At 58.2% G+C, this 21,783-nt stretch carries 15 protein-coding genes; 7 read left to right on the top strand and 8 right to left on the bottom strand.

Features of this window, described 5'->3' with window-relative positions; translation table 11 throughout:
- Window positions 1–132: 132 nt before the first annotated feature.
- The gene (recF, locus tag GRX76_RS02555; RefSeq protein ID WP_160151867.1) at window positions 133–1,251 is read left to right on the top strand and encodes a DNA replication/repair protein RecF; all 1,119 of its coding nucleotides are present in this window, start codon (window positions 133–135) and stop codon (window positions 1,249–1,251) included.
- A gap of 130 nt (window positions 1,252–1,381) precedes the next feature.
- Window positions 1,382–3,802, top strand: a complete 2,421-nt coding sequence (gyrB, locus tag GRX76_RS02550; RefSeq protein ID WP_160151866.1) for a DNA topoisomerase (ATP-hydrolyzing) subunit B — start codon at window positions 1,382–1,384, stop codon at window positions 3,800–3,802.
- 131 nt (window positions 3,803–3,933) lie between these two features.
- On the opposite strand, the gene GRX76_RS02545 is transcribed toward gyrB, so the two are convergent.
- A complete protein-coding gene (locus GRX76_RS02545; protein WP_160151865.1) occupies window positions 3,934–4,410 on the bottom strand; it encodes a GNAT family N-acetyltransferase in 477 nt (158 codons plus the stop codon).
- Window positions 4,411–4,649: 239 nt separating this feature from the next.
- On the opposite strand from GRX76_RS02545, the gene GRX76_RS02540 reads away from it, so the two are divergent.
- From GRX76_RS02540 to GRX76_RS02530, 3 genes are all read left to right on the top strand, one after another.
- On the top strand, window positions 4,650–6,839 hold the full coding sequence (locus tag GRX76_RS02540; RefSeq protein WP_160151864.1) for a TonB-dependent receptor domain-containing protein: 2,190 nt from the start codon (window positions 4,650–4,652) through the stop codon (window positions 6,837–6,839).
- Window positions 6,840–7,035: 196 nt separating this feature from the next.
- Window positions 7,036–7,701, top strand: a complete 666-nt coding sequence (locus GRX76_RS02535) for a DUF2239 family protein (RefSeq protein WP_160151863.1) — start codon at window positions 7,036–7,038, stop codon at window positions 7,699–7,701.
- A 117-nt stretch (window positions 7,702–7,818) separates the two neighbouring features.
- Entirely contained in the window at window positions 7,819–8,256 is a 438-nt protein-coding gene (locus GRX76_RS02530) for a DUF1330 domain-containing protein (RefSeq protein WP_160151862.1), read from the top strand.
- Window positions 8,257–8,283: 27 nt separating this feature from the next.
- Here GRX76_RS02530 and GRX76_RS02525 read toward each other — a convergent pair whose 3' ends face one another.
- The 5 genes from GRX76_RS02525 to glyQ form a co-directional block, all read right to left on the bottom strand.
- Complete coding sequence (locus GRX76_RS02525; protein ID WP_160151861.1) at window positions 8,284–9,537, bottom strand: class I SAM-dependent rRNA methyltransferase; 1,254 nt, start codon at window positions 9,535–9,537, stop codon at window positions 8,284–8,286.
- 125 nt (window positions 9,538–9,662) lie between these two features.
- Window positions 9,663–12,695 carry a S8 family serine peptidase gene (locus GRX76_RS02520; RefSeq protein ID WP_160151860.1) on the bottom strand — a complete coding sequence of 1,011 codons (3,033 nt, stop codon included), beginning with the start codon at window positions 12,693–12,695 and terminating at the stop codon, window positions 9,663–9,665.
- Window positions 12,696–13,125: 430 nt separating this feature from the next.
- Window positions 13,126–13,683, bottom strand: coding sequence for a D-glycero-beta-D-manno-heptose 1,7-bisphosphate 7-phosphatase (gene gmhB, locus GRX76_RS02515; RefSeq protein ID WP_160151859.1), 558 nt, complete (start codon window positions 13,681–13,683; stop codon window positions 13,126–13,128).
- A gap of 74 nt (window positions 13,684–13,757) precedes the next feature.
- On the bottom strand, window positions 13,758–15,839 hold the full coding sequence (gene glyS / locus GRX76_RS02510) for a glycine--tRNA ligase subunit beta (protein WP_160151858.1): 2,082 nt from the start codon (window positions 15,837–15,839) through the stop codon (window positions 13,758–13,760).
- Window positions 15,839–16,828, bottom strand: a complete 990-nt coding sequence (gene glyQ / locus GRX76_RS02505; protein ID WP_160151857.1) for a glycine--tRNA ligase subunit alpha — start codon at window positions 16,826–16,828, stop codon at window positions 15,839–15,841. The genes glyS and glyQ overlap by 1 nt, the downstream gene beginning before the upstream one ends.
- A 216-nt stretch (window positions 16,829–17,044) precedes the next feature.
- On the opposite strand from glyQ, the gene GRX76_RS02500 reads away from it, so the two are divergent.
- On the top strand, window positions 17,045–17,932 hold the full coding sequence (locus GRX76_RS02500; RefSeq protein ID WP_160151856.1) for a lysophospholipid acyltransferase family protein: 888 nt from the start codon (window positions 17,045–17,047) through the stop codon (window positions 17,930–17,932).
- 155 nt (window positions 17,933–18,087) lie between these two features.
- The gene (locus tag GRX76_RS02495; RefSeq protein WP_160151855.1) at window positions 18,088–18,708 is read left to right on the top strand and encodes a CDP-alcohol phosphatidyltransferase family protein; all 621 of its coding nucleotides are present in this window, start codon (window positions 18,088–18,090) and stop codon (window positions 18,706–18,708) included.
- A 38-nt stretch (window positions 18,709–18,746) separates the two neighbouring features.
- Here the strand turns inward: GRX76_RS02495 and GRX76_RS02490 are convergent, their stop codons facing one another.
- Together GRX76_RS02490 and trkA are read right to left on the bottom strand one after the other, a co-directional pair.
- The gene (locus GRX76_RS02490) at window positions 18,747–20,198 is read right to left on the bottom strand and encodes a TrkH family potassium uptake protein (RefSeq protein WP_160151854.1); all 1,452 of its coding nucleotides are present in this window, start codon (window positions 20,196–20,198) and stop codon (window positions 18,747–18,749) included.
- A gap of 28 nt (window positions 20,199–20,226) precedes the next feature.
- Window positions 20,227–21,612 carry a Trk system potassium transporter TrkA gene (gene trkA / locus GRX76_RS02485; RefSeq protein ID WP_160151853.1) on the bottom strand — a complete coding sequence of 462 codons (1,386 nt, stop codon included), beginning with the start codon at window positions 21,610–21,612 and terminating at the stop codon, window positions 20,227–20,229.
- Window positions 21,613–21,783 lie beyond the last annotated feature (171 nt).

Below are 21,783 nucleotides of genomic sequence, written 5' to 3'. Positions count from 1 at the left end.
TTTGGTCTTTTTCAGTATCCAGCACGACAGCGCAAGTACACGAAAAACCGTCGCCCCCAAGGGGTGGCGGTTTTTTGTTATTGGTTGCGGTACTTTGTGTCGCATTTTCCCGGCGGCTCCGAGGTGTTCTTCATGGCATTGAGTCGTTTGCTGTTGAACAACTTTCGCAATATTGCCTCGGCAGATTTGGATCTGGCGCCTGCGGTCAATCTGTTTTGCGGGGTAAACGGTAGTGGTAAAACGTCGTTGCTGGAAGCGGTGCATATGCTGGGTACCGGCCGGTCTTTCCGGTCGCGCCAGAGTCAGACCGTAATTTCCTACGAGCTCGACAGCCTTTCGGTATTCGGGCGACTGATGGATGGCCTGTCCCTTGGGATTGAAAAGCGCAGGGATGGTCAGGGGCGAATCCGGATCAATCGGGAGCCTGCAGAATCCAGTTCTCAGCTTGCGGCCTGCTTACCCCTTCAGGTCATCAATAGTGACAGTTTCGCCGCGCTTGATGGTGGCCCGGGTGTTCGTCGGCAGTTGTTGGACTGGACAGTGTTCCACGTGGAACATTCATTTTCCGCGCACTGGAAGGCGTATCAAACGGCGTTGAAGCAGCGCAATGCACTGCTTCGTCGTGGTAAAATCGACTCTAATTTACTGGCTCCTTGGGACCAGCAGCTGGTCGCTAGTGGTGAATTGGTCGACGAGCATCGCCGAGAGGTCTTTACGAGACTGCAGCAACTTTTTAGGAAGCGGCTCGAAGATTTACCACCATCGGTATTCGGGTCTCTGGAATTGAAGTACCGCAGTGGCTGGAAAAAGGGGCTTCGTCTTGCGGATTCACTTTCCGAATCTTTGGAAGGTGACCTGAACCAGGGTTTTACCCGGGTGGGGCCGCACAGGGCCGATTTGCGATTCACCATTCACGGGCAACCGGCACACGACGTGCTTTCCCGGGGCCAGCAAAAAATGGCGGTCTGTGCATTGAGAACCGCCATGGCCGCGGTGATCGATGCTGACAGGAACCAGAGACCGGTGTTTTTGGTGGATGACCTGCCGTCGGAACTGGATGACGAGAATCAGCTGTTATTTGCCCGCTGGGTAAGTGATTGTGCCAGTCAGGTGTTGGTTACTGGTATCGATACTGCAGTGACTGCCGAGCCCTGGAGAAAGCTGCCGCTCCCCTGGTCTCACCCCAGAATGTTCCACGTGGAACATGGGAGTGTTTCCCGCTGGCCAGAGCAGCAGGGCGACCAAGAGTAACAAGTTACAGAATTGATCGGTTGGAAGGGCTGGTAGAAGTAAGGTCTGGCCCGCTAGCAGTAAACAAAACAACCGCCGAATATTGAGACGAAGAAGGCCAGGCTAACGCCGGCGTTAATGGAGCAACAGAATGTCGCAAGAGAATAACTACGATTCCAGTAGCATCAAGGTACTCAAGGGCCTGGATGCGGTGCGCAAGCGCCCGGGAATGTATATTGGCGATACCGACGATGGCACCGGCCTGCACCACATGGTGTTCGAAGTAGTGGATAACTCCATTGACGAGGCACTCGCCGGCCACTGCGACGAAATTCGAGTCACTATCCACCCGGATGAATCCGTCAGTGTTTCCGATAATGGCCGTGGTATTCCCACCGAAATGCACCCGGAAGAGGGGGTTTCTGCCGCGGAAGTCATCATGACCGTACTGCACGCTGGCGGTAAGTTTGATGACAACACCTACAAGGTATCCGGTGGTCTCCACGGCGTGGGTGTATCGGTAGTAAACGCCCTGTCGGCAGAGCTGAAACTTACCATTCGTCGCGGTGGCAAAATTCATGAGCAGGTATACCGCCACGGTGTACCTGACGCGCCCCTGGCTGTCATTGGTGACACTGACAGCACCGGTACCGCGGTCCATTTCAAGCCCTCAGCAGACACCTTCTCCAACATCGAATTCCACTTCGAACAGCTGGCGAAGCGCCTGCGTGAGCTGTCCTTCCTGAATTCCGGCGTGCGTATCGTGCTGAAGGACGAGCGCAGCGGTAAAGAGGAAGTCTACGAGTATGAGGGTGGCCTGCGCGCTTTCGTCGAGTTCCTGAACCAGAACAAGACCCCTATTAACAAGGTACTGCACTTCCAGAACCAGCGCGAAGACGGTATTGCCGTAGAGGTGGCGCTGCAGTGGAACGACTCCTTCCAGGAGAATATCTACTGCTACACCAACAATATCCCCCAGCGGGATGGCGGTACCCACCTGGCGGGCTTCCGTGCGGCCCTGACCCGGGGACTCAACAACTACATTGAAAAAGAGGGCGTGGGCAAGAAAGACAAGGTCGCCACTACCGGTGACGATGCCCGTGAAGGCCTGACCGCGATCATTTCGGTCAAGGTTCCGGATCCGAAGTTCTCATCGCAGACCAAAGACAAGCTGGTTTCCTCGGAAGTAAAACCGGCGGTCGAGCAGGAAATGGGGCTGTCATTCAACGACTACTTGCTGGAAAACCCCCAGGAAGCCAAGGCGGTTGTCGGCAAGATGATCGATGCCGCACGCGCCCGGGAAGCGGCGCGCAAGGCGCGCGAAATGACTCGCCGTAAAGGCGCGCTGGATATCGCCGGTCTGCCCGGCAAGCTGGCGGACTGCCAGCAGAAAGATCCCGCGCTCTCCGAACTCTACCTGGTGGAGGGTGACTCCGCCGGCGGCTCTGCCAAGCAGGGGCGGGACAGACGTACCCAGGCGATCCTGCCATTGAAGGGTAAGATCCTGAACGTCGAGAAGGCCCGTTTCGACAAGATGCTGTCCAGTGCTGAAGTGGGTACCCTGATTACCGCCCTCGGCTGTGGCATCGGCAAGAGCGAATTCAACCCGGACAAGCTCCGGTACCACTCCATCATCATCATGACGGATGCGGACGTGGACGGTGCGCACATCCGGACTCTGCTGCTGACCTTCTTCTTCCGTCAGATGCCGGAGCTGATCGAGCGCGGCCACATTTTCATTGCCCAGCCGCCGCTGTACAAAATCGGCAAGGGCAAACAGGAGCAATACCTCAAAGACGAGGCCGCCCTGACCCAGTTCCTCACCAATGCGGCACTGGAAAGCGCCACCCTGTTTGTAAACCCGGAAGCGCCGGGCCTGTCCGGTACCGCACTGGAATCTCTGGTAAAAGAGTATCGCTCGGTCATGGCCACCATTGACCGCCTGTCGCGCCTCTACCCGCAGGAAGTCCTGCAGCGCATGGTTTACCTGCCGACGGTCAAAACCGAAGACCTGCAGTCTCAGGCCGCAATGGAGCAGTGGGCAGAACAGATGCAGGAGCAGCTGGAGCAGGAAGGGGAAGGCGGTGGCCGTCGCCACCAGGTCTCTGCGGTCCTCGACAGTGAGCGCAACCTGTATCTGCCGAAAGTCGATATCGTCGCCCACGGTGTCAGCAGCAGCTATACCGTGAGTCATGAGTTCTTTGACTCCGCCGAGTACCGGGCCATTTGCGGTCTGGGTGAGAAGATGCAGGGGCTGCTGGAAGAGGGCGCCTTTATCCAGCGCGGTGAAAAACAACAGCCGGTCTACAACTTCCCGGAAGCATTGACCTGGCTGATGAATGAGAGTCGTCGCGGCTATAGTATCCAGCGCTATAAGGGGCTGGGTGAGATGAACCCGGAGCAGCTGTGGGATACCACCATGAACCCGGAGAGCCGCCGTATGCTGCAGGTAACCGTGGAGGATGCCATCGCTGCGGACCAAATCTTCACCACCTTGATGGGCGATCAAGTAGAACCCCGTCGCGAGTTTATTGAAAGCAATGCACTGGCGGTGGAGAACCTGGACGTTTAAGTCCGCTGTTTCCCGCCCAGCACCAGATGCTGCAAAGCCCGATCCGCATACGCCGATCGGGCTTTTTTATGCTGCGCCCATTTACTCATAACGCCTTATTCTGGCGTCGTCAGACCTGAGGCAACCCAAACTCAGGCCACCCGACAATTCATGTGGATTTCGTCCTGGTTTGCGGCTTTGTTATACGAACGTCCTGTTTCTGAAAAGCCGTGCTGTTGCAGGAAATAGCGACCGTGCAGGTTCTCTTCGAGTACACGGGCCTCCAGCTGGATGCGGCCGAATTTTGCCTGCGCCATCAACTCACTACCTACACCACGCCGCTGCTCGCCAGGGGAAACAAAGATGGTTTCCACCCGCAGATTGTCGCTGATGGTCACCAGTCCCTCGGCAATGTCACTTCCCGGGCGCGTGTAGACCCAGTGGCTGCTGCCGCCGGTGCATTCCGAACTAGCAGTGCGGCTGCGGCACTTGGAGGAGAGTTCACGCCTGAGTGCCCGGGCCTGTGCCATCCAGAACCTCACCGGCAAACTCGGGTGGTTGCTACAGGCCAGGTGCAGCCAAAGCTGTGACAGGCGTTCGACATCGGATTCCTGAAGCGGTCTCAGCATAGCCCCTCCGTTTTGGTGCAGAGTTAGCGCCAAATTTTAATCTGCCATTTTGCCGCTCCCAATTAGTGACCTTGTCTTCAGAGAGTAATTGGAACGCCAGTCTGTAAAAAAGTGGAAAGCAGACCCTGACAATTATGTTATAAAAAAATATAATCGTTCTCATTAATAAACACGATGATGAGACGCCAGACCAATAACAGCTCTTACGAGTGAGTCTTGCGAATAGATAAGGAGAGCCCGTGCGCCGATTTCCCCTCGCCCCGATCACTGTTGCCATCGCCTTTGCCTCCGGACTTTCTGGCCAAGCCGCCAGTGCCGAAGAATCGGAAGTCCTGGAAACCATTTCAGTGCTCGGTTCTGAACTGGAAGTGAAGAAACTCCCTGGATCCGCACATCTGGTCAGTGCGGAAGACCTGCAAAAATTCGAATATGTGGATATCAACCGCATGATTCGCGCGGTACCCGGTGTGTATGTGCGCGAGGAAGACGGCTACGGCCTGCGCCCGAATATCGGTATTCGGGGCGCAGATGGTGGCCGCTCTGGCAAAATCTCGCTGATGGAAGATGGCGTGCTGGTGGCGCCGGCGCCTTACTCGGGCCCGGAAGCCTACTACTTCCCCACCGCTGGTCGCCTGGACAGCATTGAAGTGCTGAAGGGCCCGGCAACCCTGAAATACGGCCCCTTCACCGTGGGTGGCGCGGTGAACATGATCAGCACCCCAATCCCCACCAGCAGCGCCGGTGCGGTAAAACTGGAAGCGGGGCAGTACGGGGAAAATCGCCTGCATACCTACTACGGCAGCAGCAGCGACACCACCGGCTGGCTGGTGGAAACCCACCAGCAACGAGCCGAAGGTTTCCGCGATATCGACCGTGCCGGTGAGGCGGATATCGCCAAGGAGGACTACCTGCTGAAAGGGCGCCTGAAGTCGTCCGAAGGCGCAGCCAACGCGCAGCAGCTGGATGTCAAATTACAGTATTCCGAAGAAGATTCAGGAATGAGTTATCTTGGGCTCTCCGACGCCGACTTCGCCGCCGACCCCAATCGCCGCTATGGCATCAGCGCCCTGGACGAAATGCAGAACCGCCACAGCACCATACAGCTGAATCACAGCATTGCGCTTAGCGATAGCTTCAGTGTGAACACCCAGGCCTACTACAACAAGTTCAAGCGCGACTGGTTCAAGGTGAGCCTGGGCGGCCTGATCAGTGATGCCAATGGGGGAGACGCCGACGCCCAGGCCATTCTGGACGGCACCATGGACTACGATTTCGGGATAAAGCACAACGATCGCAGCTATATGGCGCGCGGCATGCAAGTAAGCGCTAACTGGCAATTGAAGACTGGCGAAGTGCAGCACGACCTGGAGTTCGGCCTGCGACGACACCAAGACGAAGTCGACCGCTATCAGCCCACCGAAAACTACCGCCAGGAAAATGGTGAGCTGGTGTATCTGGATACCGGCGATGTCAGCGCCAGCAATAACCGGGTGGAAGATGCGGACGCCACTTCCCTGTTTGTTTACGACCAGGTGGTGCTGACTGACCGCCTGTCATTGACTGCGACCCTGCGTTACGAAGACATTAAAACCGGCCAGCAGCGCTACCAGGACAAGGAGCGCACCGAGAAGGGCAGCAGCCTTTCCAATGCGCTGGACGAGTGGCTTCCAGGTCTGGGGATGACTTACACGCTGACCGAAGCCGTGACCCTGCTGGCGGGTGTCCACCGCGGCTTTGCCCCTCCGGGTGGCGATTCCTCCGACGGTGAGGCCGGTGACCTGTCCACCAACTACGAATGGGGCGCACGCTTCGACAACGGCAACCTGGCAGCAGAACTCATTGCCTTCTACAGCGACTATGAGAGCACCGTGCAAAACTGCTCGGTAGCAGTTCCCTGCGTTAATGGCAATGACAGTGGCAGCTATGCCCTGGGTGAATCCATCATTCGGGGCTTCGAAGCCAGCCTGGGCACCCAGTGGTCGCTGACGAACGGCTGGTTGATTCCGCTGCAGACGAGTTATACCTACACCGACGCTGAGATCAGTAAAGACAGCCTGGACTACATTGCCTCCGGCGGCAGCGAAGGACTCGCGAAGGGCGATAATTTTGCCTATCTGCCGGAAAGCGTATTCGCGGTAACCACAGGCATTGATAGTGGCGCCAGCTGGCGACTGAACCTGAGCGCCGCCTACCAGGACGATATGTGTGTCAACAACGGCTGTAACCGGGGGAATACCGATCGATTTGATCATACCGAATCCGTTTGGGTCGTGGATGCTGCCGCGCACTACGATTTCAGTGAAGACTTTGCCGGCTACCTGAAAGTCGACAATCTGATGGATGATCAGGCGATCATCAACCGCGCGCCGGATGGCGCTCGCGCTAATCGCCCGCGCACCGCATCGGTGGGTGTTACCTATCAATTCTAACGATCATCTCAATTCTGACGGTCGTCGTTCAGTCGACACCTAACAGAAATTACCAAAACCCCCGGTACTAGTACCGGGGGTTTTTTTTAACTGAAATAAACGCCAACAACTGGCGTGAAAAAACTCATCGGGTTTCTGCTGGCAGTATCAACCTGGTTAAAATACCTAACCGATTGGTCAATAAAGGTTGGGTGCTTTGGGAACTCAAAACAATAATACGTCGGGCAGCGTCAGTGCATTCAGCGGTCATCAACGTGTTGCGCAGGGTCACATCAGCAGTGTCGCCCTCCAGCTAAAGCGAAGCTTGAGCGGTGCGGAACTGGATTCCGTGCTGATCTTTGATGACGAAAGCAGTGATCCGGTAGAAGTGGATTTCAGCGGTAGTGAGGAGGAGCTGCTGGCACGCTTACCGGCACTGCAGGAAGCACGCGGAAATGGCCACTCCGACGATGTCCCTGAAACAGACAGGGGTGCCGGTAACGAACTGTACCGCCTGTTGAGGCTGAATCAACGTCAGCAGGCGTGGCTTGAATCCAACGCGGCCAACCCGGCTGCCGCAATCAAAAGCCTGATCGACAGCGCCATAACAACAGCCCCGGGTTTTGCGGCCAACACGGCGTCCGACGCTTGGCCGAAAACGGCGGAGAGGGCGGAAACGAGGGGCCCGGGTAACACCACCACAGCGCGTGAAGCGACAAGACGCTCGATCATCGCTTTGGGTAAATCCTTGCCGGGTTATGACAGTGCGCTCGCGGCCCTGCAAAACGGCGATGAAAACACCTTCTTTCGCATTATTGAACAATGGCCACGGGGACTATCCGCACACCTGAAAAAACTCGCCCAAATGGCGTTCAGTAATTAAGGTGCGCCTGACGATTTCACCGGGGAACGGTTATTAGGGAGGTTATAGGCAATCCGGGCCGCTCATGTGAATATGGGGTATCGAAAATACCGGTAAGCTTGAAAAGGGCACACAGAGATGGGTGAATACACACAGCAGCAGGGTTACCTGGAACCCACCGATAAATCGTCCGTCGCCATGTTTAAGCGGCAACTTAAAGGGGAGGTGGTCATGCTGAATCTTTTGCGTTTTCAGGACGTGGCGGATTACCGCAACTTTCCCGCATTGAAACCGCAAGAGCCCATCTCCGGGGCTGCGGCCTACAAGAAATACATGGCCCACGCCGGGCCTATCTTGAACCGGCACGGTGGTGAGCTGGTCTTTGTCGGCGACGGTGGCCACTTCTATATCGGCCCGTCCGATGAACTCTGGGATTTGGCAATGCTGGTGAAATACCCGTCACAGCAGGTGTTCATCGATTTCACCAGCGACCCTGAGTATCTTGCGGGGATAGGGCACAGGTCGGCAGCGCTGGCGGATTCCCGCCTGCTGCCGCTGAGCCCAAAGATGCCCTAGGACCGAGGGGCGTCAGCTGGCTTTCGACTAGACGTTACCGCCCGCCGACAGGTGCACAAAGTGCGCCTTGAGGTAGCGGGTTTCCGGAATGGCCGGGTGGATCGGGTGATCTGCCCCCTGGCCGCCGCTGCCGATAATGTTGATGGATTTATCCAGATGGCGACCGGCGCCGCGCAGGATTTCCAGCAGTCTGTCGGATTCGAGATGCATGGAGCAGGAGGCGCTGACCAGCAGCCCGTTTTTCTCCAGCAGGCGCAGCGCCAGCTCGTTGATGTGACGGTAGGCTGCCTCGCCGGATTTCTGATCCTTGCGGCGTTTGATGAACGCGGGCGGGTCCAACACGATGGCGTCATAGCGCTCGCCGGCGTTGATCAGCTCTTTCATGGCATCGATCGCCTTGCCCTGAATGGTAATCAGGTCATCCTTGCGGTTGTGCAGCGCCGCATTTTCCTCGCACCAGTCCAGCGCCTGCCCGGAAGCATCCACACAGGTCACCTCTTTGGCGCCGTTAGCAAGTGCTTGCACACCCCAGCCGCCGGCGTAGGAAAACAGATCCAGTACCCGCTGTCCTTTCACCCACTGGTTCAGGCGCGCACGGTTTTCACGGTGGTCGTAGAACCAGCCGGTTTTCTGCCCTTCAAACACTGGCGCCAGCAGGGCTACGCCGTTCTCTTCGAAGGGGGCCATCTTTGGCACTTCACCGTGTACCACTTCGCATACTTCTGGAAGTTCCTCGACCTTGCGCCCCTGGTGGTCATTGCGCAGCAGTATGCCCTTGGGGTTCACCAGTGCTACCAGCCCGTCGACGATATCCGGCAGCAGGTTTTCCATACCCCAGCTGCTGATCTGTACCACCAGGTAGTCGCCGAAGCGATCCACCACCAGCCCGGGCAAACCATCGGAGTCGCCGTATACCATGCGGTAACTGGGGTGGGGGAAATAGCGTTGGCGCAGGGCCAGGGCATTTTCCAGGCGGCGGTGCAGTTGTTTGCGGGTAAACGGGCCCTTGCGGGAAACCAGCCGCGCGCAGATCAGTTGATTGGGATTGACCAGCGCGTAACCCAGGCTATTTTCCTTGCTGTCGAGAATTTCACACTGGCTGCCGGGGGCCAGTCCTTTGAGAGGACTGCGCTGGGTGTCGACCTCGTTACTGTAAATCCACAGGTGGCCGAGTTTGAGGCGGCGCTCTGCGCGCGGGTTGAGGATCAGTTGTTGCACGGGGGAAACTCCGGATTTGCGGGGGGCGCCATTGTTGGTATCTGCCGCAATGATTACAAGCATTCTGTGCAGTAACCATAGTGGAAATCGAACTGGAGACGGTGCCAAACCGTCGGGCACAAAAAAGCCCGGGGCCGAATGGCCACCGGGCTTGTTGCAGAAATCTCTAGGGAGATTTTCGCTGAGCTTTACCGGGTGTTGATCATCACCTCAGTAGCCGCGATCACGCCCGAGTCATTCTGGTGCTGGAGCATACCGAGTGCGCGGGTTCCCGCGGGCAGTCCATCCCATTCCAGATAAAGGTTACCAGTGCTACCCACGGAAGCTGAAGCCGGGCCATCCACCCGGGTATTGCCGGCATCACCCTGCAGGTTGAAGTTGAACAGCGTATAGGGGGTGGCGCCAGCCGCCGAGGCATAGTCCACGACAAGTGCTGCATAAATACCTGGGGTTGGGTTGAGCAGGTCGACCTGCTCGGCAGATGTGGGCGAGCCACTGCTGCCGACGAGCGGGAAGCCGGATGCATATGGCCCCAATACCTGCAGGTCCAGGTCGTCGGAGCCATCGCCAGCACCGACATCGGCGTCAAACAGGGCGATACGCGACAGTGAGGTTCCTTCGGGGATTTCGAAGATAACCACCGTATAGTCACCGTCCTCCACATAACCCGGGAAGGGAGCGCCCACCGCGAGACCGTTAACCGCCGCGCTGAAGCTACCGTCGTAGCCAAAGACCACGGGGATATTCAGGCTACCGGCAGTGCCCTCTGCAGATACGGATACTGGTGCGGAAATGGGCACAGGGCGCACGGCGATGGGACTGCGCACCTTCCGCAAACCCTGCGACCAGCTCAGGGATCCGAATACCCACTCACCCATTGCCGCTTCTGCCGTTGCGGTGAAGGTCACCTCAAAGGTCGCGGTCTCACCTTCTTTCAGGCGCAGGATGCGCGGTGAAACCTGCACCTGGACACCTGCGGGTGCATCCACTTCTGCCCAGTACCACTGGGTGCCTTTGGCGACGCTGGTCACCCGGCGAGTGACGGTCTGGCTGCCCACCAGTTCGGCGACGCCGATGGATGGCAGGTTGAGGTCGGAAGAATCGGTGGAGAAACCGTAACCCTCAAGGTACTCGCAGTCCGAGTCCGGCATCATTTTGGGCTGGTTTTCCGCGCCACACAGGAAGGCGTAGTAGTCGTACAAGCCGGCGTCATATACCAGGCCGGGGAAAAAGGCATTGGCGGGTTGCACCATGCCCGCGCCGATATCGAAGGGATCCGCCGCCGTTTCACCGAAGGATTTTTTCATGTTCTGGCGCGCGCTGGTCATCAGCGCCGAGCGCGCCATTGCCGGCGTCCATTCGGGGTGTGCCTGTTTCAGCAATGCCATGACACCGGCAATGTGCGGGCTGGCCATGGACGTGCCGCTCAGTGCACCGAAGGTCTCACCGGAACCCACCGGGGAAATACCCGCAACAATACTCACACCCGGCGCGGCGATATCCGGCTTGATGATATCCGGAGCACCGGCGTTGGCACCGCGAGAAGAGAAGCCGGCAATGCGGTTGTCACGGGACACCTGAATTTCCGCACTCAGGCTACCGCTGACGTCACCGCTGTCCGCCAGAGCCATACCGTCCGGGTGGCGAATCATAATCCCCGGGATACTGGTGCCGTCCGCCGACATGGTAATGGGATCCATACGATCCGGCGCGGCACCGTCATTGAAGACCACGATAGCGCTGGCACCGGCAGCCGCCGCGTTATTGTATTTGTCTGTGAACGCACAGGCGCCGCGGATGATCAGTGCAATATTGCCGGCCATCGCCTCGCTGTTGGTTAGCGGGGTACAGCCATCCAGTGGTTCGGCGCTGACAACGGTGCCGGAAATGGTACCGTTATCGGCTAACCTCGCCGGGCCGGAACCTTCGAGACCCTCGAAAATACCGGCAAGGCTTCCCGGCGCACTGACTTCCAGGCCGGTGCCGAAACTCTGATTGTCTTCGGTTGCACCCACCGAGGTTACCCAGGGAACGCCGGAAGGCGTGCCGATGGTTTCATTTCCCGGGCCGGAGTTGCCGGCAGAGACGGCTACAAACACCCCGGCATCCGCGGCATACAGGAAAGCGATGTCATCCGGGCCGTTAAAGGTGGTGCTGGCGCCACCAACGGAAAAGTTGATCACGTCGACGCCGTCTTTTACCGCCTGGTCGATGGCGGCCATGGAATCGGAAGAGAAGCAGCCGCTGTCGTCCGGGTCGGGCGCATCCCAACACACTTTGTACACCGCAACCCGCGCGCGCGGTGCGACACCACTGAGGGTACCGGTCGCTTCACCCTGCATCATCCCCTCAACCCCGAAATTACCGGCGGCGGTGGTTGCAGTGTGAGTGCCGTGGCCGTCGGCATCGCGCGCCGACAGAAACTCGTAATCGGCGAGGCTATTTACCGACAGGAAGCCTTGGGAAAACGCTTCCGCTTTCACCAGCTTGTTGTTGCAGTCGAACGGCAGGTCGTCGCTGTTGAATTCGGAATTACCAAAATCGCAGCCGGCACCGGAAAATGATTCCGGCACGGCGTCGTAGAGAATCGGCCGGCCGCGGTTTCCGCGCTTGGGTGTGCGGGTGTCTTCCAGGCTCGGGTGCTCCGGGTGGATACCGGAGTCGATCACGCCGATCACGACGTCTTCACCCGTGGCGCCCAGCAGCCAGGGCCCCGGGGTATTGTCCAGGCCCAGGTAGCTGTAGGTGGAATTGGTCTGGGGCTTCATCAAGCGGTCTTCCCAGATGCCCACCACGTCCTTGCGATTGCGCAGCAGCTCCGCCTGGGATGCGGTCATCTGTGCGGCGAAACCATTAAAGGCCACTTCGTAATCGTGTACCTTGCGTGCCCCCGGCACGGCGGCCAGCGCGTCGTTGCGGCGCTCGGCCAGAAAAGCCGCGTAGTGTTTTATCGGGCTGCTGGAGAAATCCAGCTTGCGGTTTTTCTGGGGTTTGGTGGCGGCGAGCCCGGTGATATTACCTTCATAGGCGATCAGCGGTTTATCGGCCAGCTGTACGATGTAGGTTTTGTGTTTTTTTGCTGCTGGCGACGGCAGCGTAGTCGGTTCGTTGGCGAATGCAGCGGTGGATAGCGCACTACACAACAGCGTTGAAAAAATAACGCCAAAAGATTTCCCCCCAAAGGTTCGCTTACGCGACCCGGGTGTGTGCAAAAAACTCATAAAATTGCCCCGTAAAATAAAAAACCTGAACCGGATTTGCTTTTGGCAAACGGCCGCAGGAAGTTCCGTGAGATAGGCGGAAAAGATCGAGACGGAGCGAACGGATAGGTGTCTGCGGTTGGTGGTAACCAACGATGTGAAACCCTTTACAGCCAGGTCGTTCCGTCAACCTCTGATCCTCTCTTTGTCCTTCAAGAAAGGCGTGTGTCGCGCGGTTTTATTCTTCCGTGATAGGCGCGGCACCGGATCCCTCTATTTGGTTTCTACGGTAACCAAATAGGTGAGGCAATATGCTGGCGTTAATTGGATTGTTTAGCGGGAAAAAAGCAGGTTGCTTCACAATACTGTCATCAATTACAACCTGATAGCGGTTAGGAATTTAGTACGGAATTGCCAGTCAGAACTATTTGAATTGGATGGAAAGCGATTTTTATCGGGGTGAGAGGAGGACAAAATCTGCAAATTTCTGCAGATCGTCAAACACCGCAGTGTGCGTCAGAGACGGGTCCGGATTTTGGATGAGCTGCTGTAGGGTCTGTTCACCGCGACCGGTTTTTACCAGCACGGGTTTACAATTTTTTGCCACTGCACACTGAAGATCCTTCAACTGGTCGCCGACAAAAAAACAGTCGTGCAGAGAAGTATCAAATTCTGCCTCTATAGCGTCCAGCAATCCTGTTTTGGGTTTGCGACAGCGGCAATGGTCTTCGTCGCTGTGGGGGCAATAAAAAATACCTGCAACTTCGCCGCCCGCGTCTTCCACCAGTGCGCGCAGTTTTGCGTGCATGGCTTCGAGATCGTCGAGATCAAACAGCCCCAGTGCGAGGCCATTTTGGTTGGTAGCCACCGCCAGCTGAAAGCCGGCCTGACTCAGGCGAGCCATGGCTTCGATACTGCCGGCAATCGGCGTCCAGTCATCGGCACTGGTAACGTGATCGTCCCCTTGCTGATTGATGACACCGTCGCGATCGAGAATGATGATGGCCATGGGTTAGCGCTTTTAAAAAGAAAAACCGGTTTGCGGGAGCCTGTTAACGGGCTCCCGCAAAGAGCGTCAAGAACTTACTTGGCCGGCGCCAGTAGCGAAATATCCGCCGCTTCCAGGAAGAGCCCGCGCAGCTGGGCCAAGAGCGCCAGGCGGTTGTTGCGCAGCTGTTCGTCGTCGGCCATTACCATCACGCCATCGAAGAAATTGTCGACGGTCTCGCGCAAACCGGAGAGACCGGCGAGGCCCTCTTCAAAGCGGGCTTCTGCGTAGAGTGGTGCCACCGCATCGGCCGCATCGCGAATCGCCAGGTAGAGCGCTTTTTCTGCGTCTTCCTGCAACAGCGACTGGTCCACATCGATGGGTGCGGGGCTTTCGAGTTTGGCGAGAATGTTGGATACACGCTTGTTGGCGGCCGCCAGCGCTTCTGCTTCCGGCAGCTTGCTGAAGCTGTGTACCGCTTTAACCCGGTTGTCGATATCCAGTGGACGCGACAGTTTGCGCGCGGAAACGGCGAGGAACACTTCGGCCTTGATGCCGGCGTCTTCGTAGCGGGCGCGGAAGCGCTCGATCATGTAAGCCAGGGTCTGCTCGACCACGGTTTCGTGCTCTGCCAGTGCGGTGCGCGGGTAACCGTCGCGGGCCAGGGTGAGCAGTTCGCGCAGGTCCAGGTCGATATTCTTTTCCACCAGCAGGCGCAGTACACCCAGGCTGGCGCGGCGCAGTGCGAAGGGATCGCGAGAGCCGCTGGGCGGCTGGCCGATTCCGAAAATACCGACGAGCGTGTCGATACGATCAGCGAGGGCGACGATGGTACCGGTCTCGGTTTGCGGCAAATCATCGCCGGCAAACTTTGGCATGTATTGCTCGTACATGGCCTTGGCCACATCCAGCGGCTCACCGTCGTTTTCCGCATAGTAGTAACCGGCAATGCCCTGCATATCCGCAAACTCGAACACCATCTCGGTGACCAGGTCGGATTTACACAGCTGTGCCGCGCGTTGCGCCAGCGCGGCATCGCCCCCGGTTTTCTCGGCGATGGCCGCAGCCAGTTGCGCCAGGCGCTCGGTCTTGTCGTAGACGGTGCCGAGCTTTTGCTGGAAGATGATGGTCTTGAGCTTTTCGCGACGCGCTTCCAGGCTGATTTTCTTGTCGGTGTCGAAGAAGAAAGCAGCATCGGAAAGGCGCGGGCGGATAACCCGCTCGTTGCCTTCAATGACCTGCCGGGCATCGGTGCTTTCGATATTGGACACGGTAATAAAGAAGGGCATCAGCTTGCCGTCTTCATCCACCACGTGAAAATACTTCTGATGCTCCTTCATGGAGGAGATCAGGGCTTCCGCCGGCACATCCAGGAAGCGCTGTTCGAAGCGCCCGGTGAGGGCCACCGGCCACTCCACCAGCGCGGTCACTTCATTTAGCAGATCGTCGTCGATCACGGCATCGCCGTTGACGTTGTTGGCTTCCGCCTGCACCTGCTCGCGAATCATCTCGCGGCGCTCGGCGAAGTCCGCAACCACATAGCCAGGTTCGCGCAGTTGCTGCACATAGTCATTGGCCGAGGCCACGGTGAGTTCGCGGTTGCAGTGGAAACGGTGGCCGCGGGTGGTATTGCCCGACTTCAGGCCCAGCACTTCGGCATTGACGGTCTCGTTGCCGAGCAGCATCAACAGCCAGTGCACCGGGCGTACGAATTCTTCTTTGCGCGCGCCCCAGCGCATGCGCTTTGGAATCGGCAGTTGCGCCAGGGATTTACTGACGATATCGCCCAGCAGATCTTTGGTGGCGGCACCTTTCTGCTCACTGATAAAGGCCAGGCGCTCGCCCTTGTCGGTTTCGACCCGCGCCAGCTGGTCAACGGTGACACCGGCACCGCGGGCGAATCCTTCCGCGGCTTTGGTGGGCTTGCCGTCTTTATCGAACGCGGCGGCCACTGCCGGGCCGTGTTTTTCGACCTGCTTGTCCTGCTGCTGTTCGGCGAGATTGCGTACCACCACCGCCAGGCGGCGGGGGCTGGCGTACGCCTGGACTTCGCCGTGTTCCAGTTCGGCGTCCTGCAGACCCTGTTGAATACCGTCGGCGAAGGCCTGCATCAGTTTGTGCAGGGCTTTTGGGGGCAGCTCTTCGGTACCCAGCTCAACCAGAAAATCCTGAGCCATTACTTCTTCTCCTTCTTCGCTGCGGCTTTTTCTGCCTGGGCCAGCACTTCGCTGCGGATATCGTCCGCGGCGAGGGGGAAGCCCAGGGATTTGCGCGCGTCAAAATAGGCCTGGGCCACGGCGCGGGCGAGGGTGCGCACGCGCAAGATAAAGCGCTGGCGCTCGGTCACGGAAATGGCGTGACGGGCATCCAGCAGGTTGAACGCATGGGAAGCCTTCATCACTTGTTCATAGGCCGGCAGCGGCAGGCCGAGTTCGATCAGGCGCTGGCTCTCGCGCTCGCAGTGATCGAAGGTGGCGAACAGGAATTCCACATCCGCGTGTTCAAAGTTGTAGTGGGACATTTCCACTTCGTTCTGGTGGAACACGTCACCGTAGGTGACCGGAGTGCCGTCGGCGTTGCGGGTCCACACCAGGTCGTAGATGGACTCCACATTCTGCAGGTACATGGCGATCCGCTCGATACCGTAGGTAATCTCGCCGGTTACCGGGTAGCACTCGAGGCCGCCCACTTGCTGGAAGTAGGTGAACTGGGTGACTTCCATCCCGTTCAGCCACACTTCCCAGCCGAGACCCCAGGCGCCCAGCGTGGGGGATTCCCAGTTGTCTTCCACAAAGCGGATATCGTGCACCGTGGGATCAATGCCCAGCGCGCGCAGACTGTCGAGATAGAGCTCCTGAATATTCGCCGGTGACGGCTTCATTACTACCTGGTACTGGTAGTAGTGCTGCAGGCGGTTGGGGTTTTCACCGTAGCGGCCGTCGGTGGGGCGGCGGCAGGGCTGTACATAGGCGGCGTTCCAGGTTTCCGGGCCGATGGCACGCAGGAAGGTGGCGGGGTGAAAGGTGCCGGCGCCCACTTCCATATCCAGAGGCTGTAGAATGACGCACCCTTGGCGCGCCCAGTATTCCTGCAGGGTAAAAATCAGTCCCTGGAAGGTGCTCAGATCCTGCGCCGGGGCAGAATGGCTGGTTTGTTGCTCGGACACCGCTATCTCCGGTTTCAGCTGGGTGAAAAGACAAGGGGCGCAATTATAGCGGCAGCGGGTTGCGCACTAAACAGCGGGTAACAGATTGAAGGGTGATTGGGGTCGATTGACGACCAATTGGGGGAATTAGATGGCGATAAAACGACCATACTCCCAAGGATTTGAAAATATAGAGCGTTTTGGGGCATTTGCCCCGGTAAGAAGGAAGTAGTCAGGTTGGATATCAAAGGGCAATTATCAGCGGGCGCGCTGAAACTGTTGGGCAGGCTGCCACTGCGCTGGTCGCGACGTCTTGCCGGTTTTGTCGGTTTCTGTGCCGTCTGCGCCCGTGGGGAGAGTCTGCGGGTCAGCCGTATCAATTTGCAGCTTTGCTATCCGGAAATGCCGGCAAAAGCGCGGGAAAAATTGGCCCGCGCCAGCGTGATCAACACCGCGATGACTGGGCTTGAGGTCGCCAGCCTGTGGCGCCAGCCCTGGAGTCGCGGCGAAGATAGTATCGTGCGGGTGCGCAACCAGCAGTTGCTGACCGAGGGCGTGGAGGAGGGCCGCGGTGTGCTGGTGCTGGTGCCGCATATTGGTAACTGGGAGATTTTCGGCCAGTACCTGGCAACGGTGGGGCCCACCACCAGCCTCTATGCGCCCCCCAAGATTGAAGCCCTGGATCCGGTGATCCGCGAGGGCCGCGAGAAAACCGGCGCCAAGCTGGTGCCCACCAACATTCGCGGTGTGCGCGCCCTGCTCAAGGCGTTGAAAGACGGCGGCATAGTCGGCGTGCTGCCGGACCAGGCGCCGGATCTGTCTGGCGGCGACTTTGCGCCCTTCTTCGGCCGGCCGACATTGACCATGACCCTGGCGTTCAATCTGATCCAGCGCACCGGCTGCAAGGTGATATTTGGCTTCGGCAAGCGCGTCGAGGGGGGATTCGAGCTGGTGATGTTGCCGGCGGAGCAGGCCATCTTCAGCGATGAGGTCAAGGTTTCACTGGCGGCCCTCAACCGCGGGGTCGAAGCCTGTATCGCCGAGGCGCCGGAGCAGTACCAGTGGGAGTACAAGCGTTTCCGGCGGATTCCCGAGGGCAAGAGCGGGATCTATCGCAAAAGTTGAACCGCACCCGGATCCTCTGGGCACGGTTACCGCGCGCCGAAAACCACCTGCAGTCATCCACCTGCAGTATTTTCCGGGATTTTTGCCCTTGAGCGCTCTATTGCCAATACTTGTATGGCAATAGCCGCTGCCGCGGCAGATATTCGGGAGAATTCATGAGCCAGGCTTCGGCGTCCAGCGGGCACTCCATTTGGCGCCACCTTCCCAATGCCGTGTCTTTGTTGCGGATTCTGCTGATTCTGCCGATCGTCTATTTTTCCCTGCAGGAGCATAACGGCCTGGCGTTATGCCTCTACGTCGTGGCGGCACTCAGTGATTTTGTCGATGGTTGGCTGGCGCGCCGTTATCGCTGGCAGAGCAAGTTCGGCATGCTTGCCGATCCGGTGGCGGATCGTGTGTTTATCCTCAGCATGATTCCGTTGCTGTGGCACCTGGGATCCATCAACCCGGTATATGGCGCGCTGCTGGCGTTCCGTTGCGCGCTGCAACTCAGTGTCGTTCCCGTCATCGTTTTGTGGCTCAAGCGTTCCTTTGGTATCCGTGCCAAATGGTTGCAGCTGAGCGCCACCATCATCACTTTTTCCGTACTGGGAATGGGATTTGCCGAGCAGGCCAGTTACCTGTGGCCGCCGGTATCGACCGGGACAGAAATCATTTTTGAGCGCACCTTTGGCGCCCTGACGGTGATTGGCGTATTGCTGGAAATCCTGGTGTTGATCCGCTTCCTGCCGCGCTACCTGCACGTATTACAGAAAAGAAAAAACACCTTCGAATAGCGGGCGGCGTAGGGCTTCGGGCCAAGTGAAAGTCGGACTCAGTGTCGCCAGAAGGCCGGCGTCAACAGCACCAGCAGGGTGAAAATTTCCAGACGACCCATCAGCATCGCAAGAATCAGAAAGCACTTCGCGATCTCGTTCACTTCACCGTAATGCGCCGCCGCATCCCCCAATGCAGGACCGATATTGCTCAGGCAGGAAGCCACGGTGGAAAAGGAGGTTACAAAATTTTCGCCGGTCGCCATCACCACAATGGTGAGAATGAAAAACGACAGGATATAGACCGCGAAAAATCCCCACACCGCATCGGTCACCCGCGGCGGGACTATCTTGCGATTCACCTTGATGGGCACCACCGCGTTGGGGTGCACCAGGCGGTTCAGTTCGCGCAGACCGGATTTCACAATCAGCATAACCCGCACTGCTTTAATGCCCCCGGACGTGGAGCCAGCGCAGGCACCCATGATGCCGATCATCAGCAGGATGTAGGGCAGGAATGCGGGCCACAGGGCGAAACTTTCCGAGCCGAAGCCGGCGGTGGTGCCGATGGATACCACCTGGAAAACCCCGTGCAAGATACTGCCGCGCATATCGAAAGTGCCTGAGGTATAGAGGTAGCCGACAATGATGCCGCAGGCCCCAAGCGTGACCAGGATGTAAAAGCGGAACTCGGAATCTTTCCAGTAGTGCTTAACGGTCTTGTTGCTGAAGGCGTAAAAATGCAGGCCAAAGTTGATGGCCGCGGTCAGCATGAAGATCACCGCAATGGCCATGATCGCGTGGTTGTTGGCGTAGAAGCCCATGCTTGCGTCGTGGGTGGAGAAACCGCCGTTGGCAACGGTGGAAAAGGCGTGGCCGACCGCATCAAAAACGGTCATGCCCGCCCACCAGTAGCCGATGCCGCAGAGCACGGTCAGCGCAATGTAAATCACAAACAGCGCGCGCGCGGTTTCCGCGATGCGCGGTGTCAGTTTGGTGTCTTTTACCGGCCCCGGCATTTCCGCCTTGTACAGCTGCATACCACCGATACCGAGCATCGGCAGGATCGCCAGTGCGATAACAATTACCCCGATACCGCCAAACCACTGCAGTTGTTGCCGGTAATAGAGAATCGCGGGGGGCAGGGTGTCCAGCCCCACAATGGTGGTGGCACCGGTGGTGGTGAGTCCGGAAATGGATTCAAAAATCGAGTCCACCACGCTCAAATCCGGCTGTGCACTGATGATCAGGGGCAAGGCACCGAAGCTGCCGAGAATCAGCCAGAAGAAGGAGGTCACCACGAAGCCGTCGCGGGTGCGCAGATCCTGCTTGAGATCATGCACCGGCAGCCACATAAACAGGCCGGTGAGCAGGGTGATGCCGAAAGCCACCGCGAAAGCGATGTGGGTGCCATCTTCGTACCATAGGGATACGCCGATGGGCGGCAGCAGCGTCAGGCTGAACACCGTCAGCAAAATGCCGAATACGCGGGCTATGACTGCTAATCGCATTGCGCTTATTCCGCCCTATCGTCCGACATCAGAAAAAGCTGAAGCCGACCTGGAACAGCTGTTCCACGTGGCGGGTGTGGCGACGGTCGACCAGGAACACGATCACATGGTCGTCCGGCTCGACAACGATATTGTCGTGGGCGATGAGCACCTGGCTCTCGCCATCGCGCTCGCGAACAATGGCGCCGATGGAGGCGCCTTCCGGCAGGTCGATATCTTCGATTTTTTTGCCCACCACCTTTGAGGTGCGACTGTCGCCGTGGGCGATAACTTCGATGGCCTCGGCAGCGCCGCGGCGCAACTGGTGCACATTGACCATGTCGCCCTTGCGCACATGGGTGAGTAGGCTACCGATGGTGTTCTGCTGAGGTGATATGGCGATGTCGATTTCGCCCCCCTGCACTAGATCCACATAGGCGCGGTTGTTGATCAGCGCCATTACCTTGCGGGTGCCGAGGCGCTTGGCCAGCAGCGACGACATGATGTTGGCCTCGTCGTCATTGGTAAGTGCGAGGAAAACATCGGTGTCTTCGATGTTTTCTTCCAGCAGCAGATCCTGATCCGAGGCGCTACCGTGCAGCACGATACTGTTGCTGAGTTCTTCCGACAGGAAAATACAGCGGTCGTGATCCTGTTCGATCACCTTTACCGAGTAGCGGTTTTCCAGCTTGTGTGCGAGGCGCAGGCCGATGTTGCCGCCGCCGGCAATGGTGATGCGCTTGTAGCCCTGTTCCAGGCGACGCAGTTCGCTCATCACGGCGCGGATGTCCTGCTTGGCGGCGATGAAGAAGACTTCGTCGCCGGCTTCAATCACGGTGGAACCCTGGGGAATGATGGGGCTGTTGCGGCGATAAATGGCGGCGACGCGGGTGTCGACCTTGGGCATGTGTTCGCGCAGGTAGCGCAGCTGGTGTCCCACTAGTGGTCCGCCCTGAACCGCGCGTACGGCGACCAGCTGTACGCGGCCGTCGGCGAAGTCGAGTACTTGCAGCGCGCCGGGATGTTCAATCAGTCGCGCGATGTATTCGGAGACGATCTGTTCGGGGCTGATGAGGACGTCGATGGGGATGGATTCGGTGGAGAAGAGCTCCGGATACTGCAGGTAGGCGGAGGCGCGCACGCGGGCGATTTTCAGGGTAACCCGGAACAGGGAGTGGGCGATCTGGCAGGCGGCCATGTTGGTTTCGTCGTTATTGGTAACGGCGACCAAGATGTCGGCGTCTTCAATGCCTGCTTCCTGCAGTATGTCCGGGTGGGAGGCGTGGCCGACGACGACGCCGATATCGATGCGGTCGCGCAGCTCGCGCAGGGTTTTCTCGTCGCTGTCTACCAGAACAATGTCGTTGCGTTCAGATGCCAGGCTTTCCGCCAGGGAGCCGCCGACCTGGCCGGCGCCGAGAATAACAATTTTCATAGTTGGTTATTGGCCTTTGCGCCCTGAACCACACGGGTCCTTTTATACTGGCGCGGTGGCGTCGAGGCACCGGGTGAGAGTTTTCAGGACCGCTGTAAACCCATCCCTGGGCGCTGCGGCGCAAACATCCTGTTTGCGACGCTCCTGAAAACTCTCACCCGGCACCTCGAC

Origin of the sequence: Microbulbifer sp. ALW1 (assembly GCF_009903625.1) — a bacterium.
In the GTDB taxonomy this organism is placed as follows: domain Bacteria; phylum Pseudomonadota; class Gammaproteobacteria; order Pseudomonadales; family Cellvibrionaceae; genus Microbulbifer.
Note: the sequence above shows the minus strand (reverse complement) of the source record. Positions and strands in the feature narration are given on the sequence as shown.